This window comes from Thalassobacillus sp. C254 (assembly GCF_001310615.1).
The window spans coordinates 445473-455921 of record NZ_BAXQ01000001.1 but is presented as its reverse complement, the minus strand read 5'-3'; the positions used below and the strand labels follow the sequence as shown (position 1 = coordinate 455921).

Below are 10449 nucleotides of genomic sequence, written 5' to 3'. Positions count from 1 at the left end.
TGTTATCAGAGGAATCGGAAGAAACCTCTTCTTCTCCATTCGTATCGGAGGATGAGGCTTCTTCTTCATTGTTGTTCGAGCTGGTGTCATCTGACTCTTCTGCACCGTTATCAGAGGAATCGGAAGAAGCCTCTTCTTCTTCATTCGTTTCGGATGGTGAGGGCTCTTCTTCATTGTTGTTCGAACTGGAGTCACTTGACTCTTCCGTACCGTTGCTATTTGTATCGGAGTCCTGATTCTCCTCACTTGGTTCTGATGAGGAGCTTTCTTCATCACTGCTGTCAGAGCTGGTGTCACTGGCTTCACTTGTAGGATTTTCCGATGAGTTATCCTCCTGGCCGCTGTCAGCAGCGGCGGAGGAATCTTCTTCATTATTTGAAGAGTTGCTTGTGTCTTCTTCTCCTTCGTTTGTATTTGATTCTTCTTCATTGTTTTCCTCAGACTCTGAGGAGTCGCCTGTTTCGTCTGCTTCTTCTGCTTCTTCGGTATTATTATCGTTTTCTTCTTCTGAAGAGTTATTCTCTTCATCATCATTATTGCCATTAGAGCCGTTATCTTCAGCTTCGTCCTCCTCTGAAGAGCCGCTGCTTCCTGATCCTTCTCCAACTGTAGTAGAAGAGGAAGAGGACTCTCTTCCCGCAGAATCTACAGCGGTGACATAATAAGCACTAGTACCAGAGCCTAAATTGTACGAGGTGTTTGTATTTCCTTTAGAAACCCCGACTGGTGAAAAAGATCCGCTATCTGAAGAGGCCTGATAGATGCGGTAGCCTACAATGTCGTTATCAGAATGCTGGGACCAGGTGAGCTCTCCGCCGTTGATAGAAATATTTGATACAGAGGAAGGAGTCCGTCCATTATCAGGCGCTTCCACGTCTGGAATGACGTTATCCCAGTTGTCAGGTAAATAATCACTAATATCCTCATCTTCATCAATATCAAAATATTCTTCTTTAACAGCAATGCCGTTGTCAGTAAACTCAGATGGCGTATCATCAAGGGCACGGTATGGAGTGCCATCAATCGTTACGTACTCTACTTCACTTAAACTGTCATCTTCTTCAGTCGGGAGAAATTCTTCATTAAATAAATCTTCTGTTACCAGGTCTGCTTCCTCACACAGATCGGAAGGCAGCATGCCTGATATCCCGCAAATCTCCTGACTTACCACACCATCTGGCTGTTCAAAAGTATCTTCTATTCCCAATGCTTCTGGATCACCTTCATAGGCAGCGTTCATGAAGTCTGCCCATATCCTTTGGGTTCTCCAGCTATAGCCTCTGCCGTTATGTCTTTCAGCAAGGGATTGGGGAATATCATAGCCCAGCCACACACCAAAGGTCACATTAGGGTTAAAGCCAACAAACCAGGCATCATGGATTTCATTTGTCGTTCCTGTTTTTCCAGCCCAGTCACCTTCAAAGTCTAACATGTCCGGAAGGGAAGTGGCTGTTCCTTCCTCTGTGCCCAGCACGTCTCGTAAAATGTCAAGCATAAGATAAGCAGTTTGGGCAGAAAACACTTCTCTAGGTTCCGGTTCATGCTCATATATAACTTCGCCGTCATGGGTTTCAATTCGGTCGATAATATACGAATCGTTATATTGTCCGTCGTTAGCAAATAAGCTGTAAGCAGCCGTGTTCTGCTCCACGGTCGCACCGTTGGTTAAACCACCGATAGCGCCTGACTCGTACGGATCATTCTCGTCTAGATTTGTAAATCCCATATTGATCAAGTCTTCCCGGGCATCTTCATGCTCTACACGCTGCAATGCTTTTACAGCAGGGATATTTTGAGAACGAACCAGTGATTCACGAACTGGGATAAATCCTTCGTATTCATCGCTGTTGAAGTTTGTGATCTCATCACCAGTACTATAGGTGCTGGGTACGTCAGGCACAATGGTTCCAGGCTGAAGTTCTCCCCGGTCCATAGCTGGTCCATATGCTAAAAGGGGCTTCATGGTGGAACCGTTTTGTCTAAACCCTTGGGTGGCATGATTCATGCTTTCTCTTGAGTGATCGCGCCCACCGACAAAACTGATAATAGCGCCTGTACGATTATCGATCATTACAGCTCCGACTTCCTCTGGTTCCACTTCACCATCTTCTCCTTGCCTGTCCGGGCCAAACCATTCAACATTATCCACAGCTTCCTGCATGTTGTCATAAATATCCTTGTTTACAGTGGTATGCACTTGGTACCCGCCGTTAGCAAGTTTCACTCGAGCATCCTCATGGTAGGATAATATTGTTTCCTGTCGTTCTTCTTCGTCCATTCCTTCTAAATCCACGCCGTCTTCTTCAATCAATTGTTCTCTTATAATTTGGATAGCACGGCGCTGTGCTTCATTAGTTAAGTAAGGATATTCATCGAATGTTCTCGGGCGAGGGTCAGCCAGGCTTTCTTCAATGTCATAAGCCTGTGCTTCCTCGTATTCCTCTTCTGTAATATAGCCGCTGGCTTTCATTCTGTTTAAGACTGTCTGCATGCGGTTAAGACCGGCATCAAAGCTGTCTTTCACTTCACCTGTTGATGTAAACGGGGTATATCCAAAAGGGTTTTGGGGCAGACCTGCTATAAAGGCTGCTTGTGGAATATTTAGTTCAGCAGCGTCTACACCGAAAATTCCTTCTGCAGCTGCTTGTACGCCCGCAATATTTTGTCCGTTAGAGTTTCGGCCGAAAGGCACGATGTTTAAGTATGCTTCAAGAATGTCTTCCTTTTCAAAGAATTCTTCCATTCTCATCGCCAGCATTATTTCTCTCGCCTTGCGGTCAAAGGAAACTTCATTGCTAAGCATTTGGTTTTTTACGATTTGCTGTGTTAACGTACTTCCTCCTGTTTGATTGGCTGCTCCTGTGATTTCCTGGAAAGTCGCTCGCATGATTGCTTTCGGTACGATACCATCATGTTCGAAAAAATATTCATCTTCTGTGGCGATTATAGCATTCACCAGATTATCAGATACTTCGTCAACTTCTATATCTCGCCTTTCCAAATCAGAACTAATTTCTCCTAAGTAAACCTCGTCGGCGAAATAAATTTCACTCGTTTCTTCATAGTCATAGAGCTCTTCTTCCATTTCGTCAAAGGAGCGAGCTGGCTCGTCTTCAACCAGGGAAACAAAATACCCGGCACCTGCTCCCCCAATAAAAAAACGTTCCCATAAGTAAAAGGACAAAAAGAAATTAAAATAAGATTCCAAACAACATAAGATGTTATATTCAGTCCTCTGACGACAGGAAGGTCTTTCCATTCATCGGTTTTTGCATTTAACCTCTCAAAAAAACTTTTCATTCTTGTATTCCCCCCAAAAAACATCAATCGTATTATAGCATAGACCATACATTCCTACATGAAGTGAAAGTAGGCTTTACAACCAGTTTGACAATCATTTAGAGATTTGGTACAAAAGGATTATCTACATAAAAATATTGAAGTGATGACAGATTGAAGTAGCATAGATTTCCCTGTTACAGAGAGCCGGCGGCTGGTGAAAGCTGGTACATAAATCTTTTTGCGAAATACGTTCTTGAGCTTCCTCGCCCTTATTGACAGGGGAGAGGACGGGATTGTTCCCGATATCTAAACGAAGTGGAAAGCAGGAACTTTCAGCTTTCAAAAAGGGTGGTACCGCGGCCAACTCGTCCCTTGTCTTGGGACGAGTTTTTTGTATTATTTTTGGCTCTCTTAAAGGTGATGGCACTAACAGCACGCTGTCTGTCTTTCGAATAAGGCGTTTCTTAGGAAAGTAATCAGCAGCCTTATCCTCATAAACGGGAGTTTGTGCAGAAGTATCATATAAGGCTAACTGTGCATATGAAGAAGATATATGTACTACTTTGTAACTAAGTATCCTTCTATACTTATACCCGATAATATACCCGATAATCTTACTTTTTAAAGGAGAGAAGATGATGAACATTTTAGAGGAACTAGAATTCAGAGGTCTTGTAAACCAGGTAACGGACAGGGAGGGGCTTGAGTCTCTGCTTAAGAAAGAGCAAGTAACGCTCTACTGTGGGTTTGACCCGACAGGAGACAGTCTGCATATTGGACACTTGCTGACAATTATTACCCTGCGCCGCTTTCAGCTGGCAGGTCATAAACCGCTGGCTCTTGTTGGCGGGGCAACGGGCCTGATCGGAGATCCAAGTGGGAAAAACGCTGAAAGAACCCTAAATGAAGAGGAGATAGTTAAATCCTACAGCGACAGAATTAAAGGGCAGCTGGAAAAGTATTTAAGCTTTGATGGCGGAGATAAAGCAGAGCTTGTGAATAACTATGACTGGATCGGTGAAATGAACGTAGTTCAGTTCCTGCGTGATGTCGGTAAGCATTTTGGGCTTAATTATATGCTTGCAAAAGAATCAGTAGAGTCAAGAATTAAGACAGGTATTTCTTTTACGGAGTTCAGCTATCAAATACTACAATCATATGACTTCTACAGACTCTATGAGGAAAAAGGCTGTAAACTTCAGCTCGGAGGAAGTGATCAGTGGGGCAATATCACTGCAGGGCTTGAGTTGATCAGAAAGATGAAAGGCCAGGAAGAAGAGGAAAGAGCCGAAGCTTTCGGATTTACCATTCCCCTTGTAACCAAAGCTGATGGTACGAAATTCGGCAAGACTGAAGGGGGCGCCATCTGGCTTGATCCTGAAAAAACATCGCCTTACGAGTTTTATCAATTCTTAATTAACACTGATGATCGAGATGTATTGAAGTTCCTTAAATTATTTTACGTTTCTTTCTGAGGAAGAATTGTCTGCTTTAGAAAAAGAAGCAGCAGAACGTCCTGAGGAGCGCGCTGCCCAAATTAGGCTAGCCGAAGAAGTCACACGCTTTGTCCACGGAGAGGAAGCATTACAGCAGGCTCAAAACATCAGTCAAGCATTATTTGGCGGAGGGGATTTAAAAACCTTAACAGCTAATGAAATCAAGCAAGGTTTTAAAGATGTTCCTACCTTTGTGGCAGAAGAAGAAGGGTACGGACTAATTGATCTTCTTGTGGAAGCAGGAATTTCTTCCTCGAAAAGACAAGCTAGAGAGGATATTAAAAACGGAGCCGTCTACATTAATGGTGACCGCTGCCAGGATATGCAAAAGACCATCAGTCAGGAAGACAAAATCGATGGAGCGTTTACAATTATTAGAAGAGGGAAGAAGAAATACTTCTTAATACAATATGCTTAAAAAAGAGGAGGCCGTTTCACCAGCTCCTTCATAAAGAAAAAAAGAGCCAGTAATCCTGAAGATACTGGCCTTTTTCTATTTTTCTATTGAATTGAAAAGAAAAAACCTGCCGTAATGGCAGTTTTTGATATTAACGAGAGTAGAACTCAACGATAAGAGCTTCAGTGATTTCAGCTGGAAGCTCAGAGCGCTCAGGGTAGCGGGAAAAGCTGCCTTCAAGCTTCTCTTCGTCAAAAGTAACAAAGTCAGGAACGAAGTTGTTAGCTTCTACTGCTTCTTTAATAGCAGAGTTGTTGCGAGATTTTTCACGAACACCGATAACTTGTCCTGGAGCAACACGGTAAGATGGGATATCTACACGTCCACCATCAACAGTGATATGACCATGGTTAACAAGCTGGCGCGCTGCACGACGAGTGCGGGCAAGTCCTAAACGGTACACAAGGTTGTCCAGACGGGACTCAAGAAGGATCATGAAGTTTTCACCATGAACACCTTTCATTTTGCCTGCAATATCAAATGTGCGACGGAATTGACGCTCATTTAAGCCGTACATAAAACGAAGCTTCTGCTTTTCTTGAAGCTGCTGGCCGTACTCAGAAAGTTTTTTCCGTTGAGTAGGTCCGTGCTCACCTGGTGCATATGGGCGTTTTTCTAATTCTTTTCCTGTGCCGCTTAAAGAAATTCCAAGACGGCGGGATTTTTTCCAAGATGGTCCTGTATAGCGTGCCATACAAAGACTCCCCCTTTATATTTTAAAGTTATGGAAAAAAGAACAACAATGATAATCTCCTGACATGCTCATTTTGTTTTCATGCACCTTCGCCTCGACAGCTAGAGGTTACCTGATACACCTCAACCCGTTTTCAGCCGCTGGGTTAAGAGGAACAAAATGATGAGGGTTAACACATCAAGTTTATCCAGGCTGTCTTTTTTTACACAAGGGAGATTATATAATGAATAAGAAGGAAAGTCAATCACCCTGGAAAACTATCTTTATAGAAGGCTGGAAGGTCGTTGTCTTCATTCTGACTACAGGTGACGGATCAGGACGTCCACAAACTCCTCTAGATAGAGTGTCTCTTCTTCTGTAAAACGGTTTTTTTCCGGGCTGTCGATATCTAAGACTCCAAGTAATTCTCCTTCTTTGAGCAGTGGAACAACAACTTCAGAACGTGAAGCAGCATCACAGGCGATATGCCCTGGAAAAGCATGCACGTCATCTACTCTAATAGTCTTTCGTTCAGCGGCTGCAGTTCCGCACACACCTTTTCCAAGTGGAATTCTTACACAGGCAGGAAGACCATGAAATGGGCCGAGTACAAGTTCTCCTTCTTTATAAAGGTAAAAGCCTGCCCAGTTCACCCGGTCCAGAAATTGATTTAATAAAGCGGAAGCATTTGCTAAATTAGCAGTCATGTCCCTTTCTCCGCTCATGAGAGCATCAAGTTGTTTGTTTAAGGTGGTGTAGCTGTCTTTAAGAGAATCATTATATTGTACTGGTTTAAACATTTTTTTCACCTGCTTAATAGTTTTTTAATACCTTTCATTGAGAAATCTGACTAAAAGAGGGCAGAACTGTCGAGAAGTTTCAAAAGGAAATAAAAGTAAGAAACAGAATATATACTCTATGAAACTGAGCTGGAAAGGGAGGACCTTCCATGAGTAAAAAAGAAGGAATGACGAAAAGAAAAGTGATGGATGCAGCTACCTTTCTCTTTAACACCAAAGGATTTCACGGCACTTCTGTGAGGGCAATTGCTGAGAAAGCAAACATTAATGTTTCCTTAATTTCTTACTACTTTGGAGGAAAACAAGGTCTCCTTGAAAATTTAATGACCGATTACCTTGAAGGGTATTTGCACACCCTTGAAAAAGAAGCGGAAAGGCTTACTGAGCTAGGGGCCAGGCGAACATTGCTAAATATTATGGAAAGCTCTCTTGAATACATGCAGAAAAACCATCACCGTTCCCGCTTTGTTCTTCGGGAAATGACATTGGATTCCGTGCTGGTCAGAGAACTTATGAGCACCTATTTTATGAAAGAAAAGCACATGTACTCACTAGTGATTCAACATGGCATTAAGCAAGGGATCTTTGCCAGGGCTCCTTTAGACTGGACAGTAATGTATGTCAGGGGAATGGTGACAATGCCCTTTCTCCATCCCCAGTATATTAGAGAAGTATTTCATTTGCAGCCCCAGGAATCTTATTTCCTGAAAGTGTATATGAAAGAATTGTCTCACTGGGTCGATCATCATTTAATCCATGATATCGAAACTTCAGCAGCTTCCTTATAGAGCCCCTGATCAGAGCAGCTGGCTGCTGCCCTGCATCATTTCTTTTGCCTGGTGAGCATCCGATCCATAGATCAAGGGAATGTTTCGCTTCATTGCTTCATCAGCAACCCAGGAAGGGGGATAAGGCTCCCTGCATAGAGGCTTTGCTGTCCCAGCCCCATTATAATCCAATTCATATCCCTGGTCCTGGATCGCATTTAATATAGCAAGGATAGGTTCTTTAGGAGCAGTGTTGCCAGTAAACTTTTTCTGGAATTTGCGTACTAAAGTCATATGTCCGATTCGGCCAGGCTTGTAAGCGCCAAGATCGCTGTATATCGACTTTAGTACGGTTTCGTAGTATTTATCAGCTACACTTTCTACGCTCTCAAATATAGTGGTTAATTCCTTAAAGGAATCAGGGCTGTAGTCAAGACATATGTATTCGTTTTTCTGTTTTTTTTTCAAGAAGTGCACGGAAAGAATAGCATCATCCAAACGAGGGCCGAATTCATTTAAAAAAGCCTTGACTTCACTCTCAAAACCCTCAATATAATCAACTTCCAGTCCTGTCTTGATAAGGATGTCAGATGTATATTTCATTTTTACTCTTTCGATCTCTTGGAAATAGGAATCCAGCTGACGGAATTCCATTGCACTGTCTTTCTCGGGAACAGGGTCTTCAAAGTTTAGAGGAAGGGGGGCATGCTCTGCAAAAGTGATGGTTTTCAGACCAGCTTTTATCGCTTCTTCTACATATTTCTCCAAGGGATCGAGTGTTCCATGGGGACAAAATGGTGTGTGAACATGGCCGTCACGATCAACAATCATAGCGTTTACCTCCCATTTTATTTCCCTTTACAGGCGAAGGGAATTTTTTCGTTTGTTTACATGGAAATGACTTCAAAAATAATCTTATCATGTTATCATTATAATAAGTGTATTCTTCTATGATCTTTTATAAAGAACGTTTCTGTTCTGCACAAGTTTTTTATAGAAGAAGAAGGAATTTGACGTTTTATGTAGAAAAAAATCAACTTAATGAGTTTTGATAGGTAAAACTGCTTTACAGCAGCTCGGAATATAATAAGTGTTAAAAGTCAGTCAATCAAGAGATTGTACCTACCTTATTGGTGTGGAGAAACTGGAGTGAGGTCATATGATATATGTGGTTATCAGCATTGCTGTTATCTTTGCGGTAGTGATTATCAGCGGTTCGGTTTTACGGAAAAATATTTATAAAGAAGTAGACCGAATAGAACGCTGGAAATCAGACGTTACAAATCGTCCCGTTGCTGAAGAAATATCCAGGGTTAAGGGGTTAACGATTTCAGGAGAAACAGAAGAAAAGTTTGAATCCTGGCGAAAGGATTGGGATGATATCATTGATGTCCATCTTCCGGACATAGAGGAAGCTCTCTTTGATATTGAAGAATGGGCAAATAAGTATCGTTTCAAAAAATCAAAAGAGCTGATAAAGGCTGTAGAGGTGCAGCTTGAGGAAATTGAAAACCAGATTGATAATATAATGACAGATGTAAATGAACTAGTACATAGTGAAGAGAAGAACCGCTCAGACATAGGCGAGGTTAAGGAAAAGTACCAGGATGTCAAAAAGTACATTTCTCTTCATTGGCGTTCGTTTGGCAAGGCAGGTAATCACTTTGAAAAGAAGTTAAAGGAAGTAGAAGAAGGCTTCTCCCAATTTGAAAAAGAGACATTGGATGGGAATTACCTTCAGGCCAGGACAGTCCTTACCACTGTGAAAGAAGAGCTTTCTTTAATGAAAGAACAATCGGAAGAAATTCCTTCGCTTTTAATCGAGATTGAATCGGATTTTCCAGCCGAGCTGAAGGATATTGAAGCTGGCATGGAGGATATGAGAGAAAAAGGATACCAGCTTGATAACTTTTCTTTTGAAAAGGACATCCAGGCATATCGCGAAGAACTTCCAAAGCTGGTCAAAGATGTAGAGAACTTAGAGCTTCAGAAAGTGAGAGACCGGCTGGAGGAGCTTCATCGCAATCTTGAGGGAATCTACACGTCCCTGGAGGAAGAAGTAGATGCAAGAGAGTATGTTGAATCCACGATCCTAAGCATTAAAAATGACGTGGAAAGACTTCAATACCAGCTGCAGGAGCTGGGCCATGAACGAGGAAAGGTAGAGCTAAGCTACCGCATCCCTGAAGATGAGGTTAATCGTCAGCAAAAAGTAAAAAAAGAGTTTGAACAAGCTGATAAATCATGGCGTGTCTTTAAGGATTTATTCGAGAACAAAAAGCAGTCCTTTACATCCTTAAAGAATATGCTTAAAGACTTAAGCAGTGACCTCAGCCAAATTGATAAAATGATACGTGCGTCAAAAGAGACGCTATATACATTAAGAAAAGATGAGCTAAAAGCTCTTGATAATTTGAAGGAGCTTCGTAAACAAATGGTTCAGGAAAAGCTGGCTCTTCAAAAGAGCAGGCTTCCATACGTTCCAGGGTCTCTTGTCGATGAAATGGAAAAGGCAGATGAGATGTTGTCTCTTGCTTCTAAGCGTCTCCAGGATCTTCCGTTAGAAATGAATAAAGTATATGAGGAAGTAGAAAAAGCAAGCTTGCAGCTTCAAAAGACTTCAACTTATTTAAGAGAAACCATTGAGAAAGCAGAGCTCTCAGAGTCACTGATTCAATACGGTAATCGCTTCAGACGACAATCACCTGAAGTAGATGAAGCTTTAATGCATGCTGAACAGAAGTTTCGTCAAGGTGCTTATGAAGAAGCTGTAAACCTGGCATTGCCTGCGATAGAGAACAAAGAGCCGCAAGTGCTGGAAAAAGTTAAGGAACGAGCAAAGGAGAGGGCATAAAGCCTTCTCTTTTTTTGTATTTCTTTCACGAAAAATAATAAGGAAGAATACATACAGTGTTATTCGTAGTTTCTTGCGGTATACTAAATGTAACAATGAGGCTGCTTATGAAATATCTCC

The 10449-nt window shown here is 42.1% G+C and carries 6 protein-coding genes, 1 pseudogene and 1 other annotated feature; of the genes and pseudogenes, 3 read left to right on the top strand and 4 right to left on the bottom strand.

The genetic code is table 11. The features are described 5' to 3' along the window. Positions 1 to 3208, bottom strand: a 3208-nt coding sequence (locus JCM19033_RS02490) for a transglycosylase domain-containing protein (protein WP_054635138.1), incomplete at its 3' end; no start/stop codon positions are given. Between the two features lie 228 nt (positions 3209 to 3436). After that, positions 3437 to 3658 (top strand) — a binding site (T-box leader). 262 nt (positions 3659 to 3920) lie between these two features. On the opposite strand from JCM19033_RS02490, the pseudogene tyrS reads away from it, so the two are divergent. Next, positions 3921 to 5196 (top strand): annotated as a pseudogene (tyrS, locus tag JCM19033_RS02480) (tyrosine--tRNA ligase). 130 nt (positions 5197 to 5326) lie between these two features. Here tyrS and rpsD read toward each other — a convergent pair. Together rpsD and JCM19033_RS02470 are read right to left on the bottom strand one after the other, a co-directional pair. Further along, a complete protein-coding gene (rpsD, locus tag JCM19033_RS02475; protein ID WP_054635136.1) occupies positions 5327 to 5929 on the bottom strand; it encodes a 30S ribosomal protein S4 in 603 nt (200 codons plus the stop codon). 299 nt (positions 5930 to 6228) lie between these two features. Beyond that, a complete protein-coding gene (locus JCM19033_RS02470; protein ID WP_054635135.1) occupies positions 6229 to 6708 on the bottom strand; it encodes a GAF domain-containing protein in 480 nt (159 codons plus the stop codon). A gap of 149 nt (positions 6709 to 6857) precedes the next feature. On the opposite strand from JCM19033_RS02470, the gene refZ reads away from it, so the two are divergent. Further along, on the top strand, positions 6858 to 7496 hold the full coding sequence (gene refZ / locus JCM19033_RS02465) for a forespore capture DNA-binding protein RefZ (protein ID WP_054635134.1): 639 nt from the start codon (positions 6858 to 6860) through the stop codon (positions 7494 to 7496). A gap of 9 nt (positions 7497 to 7505) precedes the next feature. Here the strand turns inward: refZ and hisJ are convergent, their stop codons facing one another. Continuing rightward, positions 7506 to 8306 carry a histidinol-phosphatase HisJ gene (gene hisJ / locus JCM19033_RS02460; protein ID WP_054635133.1) on the bottom strand — a complete coding sequence of 267 codons (801 nt, stop codon included), beginning with the start codon at positions 8304 to 8306 and terminating at the stop codon, positions 7506 to 7508. A gap of 328 nt (positions 8307 to 8634) precedes the next feature. On the opposite strand from hisJ, the gene ezrA reads away from it, so the two are divergent. Further along, positions 8635 to 10329 carry a septation ring formation regulator EzrA gene (ezrA, locus tag JCM19033_RS02455; protein WP_054635132.1) on the top strand — a complete coding sequence of 565 codons (1695 nt, stop codon included), beginning with the start codon at positions 8635 to 8637 and terminating at the stop codon, positions 10327 to 10329. Positions 10330 to 10449 lie beyond the last annotated feature (120 nt).

Coding starts and splice junctions, on each gene's coding strand:
- ezrA (WP_054635132.1), top strand. CDS start 8,635: ATGATATATGTGGTTATCAGCATTGCTGTTATCTTTGCGGTAGTGATT.
- hisJ (WP_054635133.1), bottom strand. CDS start 8,306: ATGATTGTTGATCGTGACGGCCATGTTCACACACCATTTTGTCCCCAT.
- refZ (WP_054635134.1), top strand. CDS start 6,858: ATGAGTAAAAAAGAAGGAATGACGAAAAGAAAAGTGATGGATGCAGCT.
- rpsD (WP_054635136.1), bottom strand. CDS start 5,929: ATGGCACGCTATACAGGACCATCTTGGAAAAAATCCCGCCGTCTTGGA.
- JCM19033_RS02470 (WP_054635135.1), bottom strand. CDS start 6,708: ATGTTTAAACCAGTACAATATAATGATTCTCTTAAAGACAGCTACACC.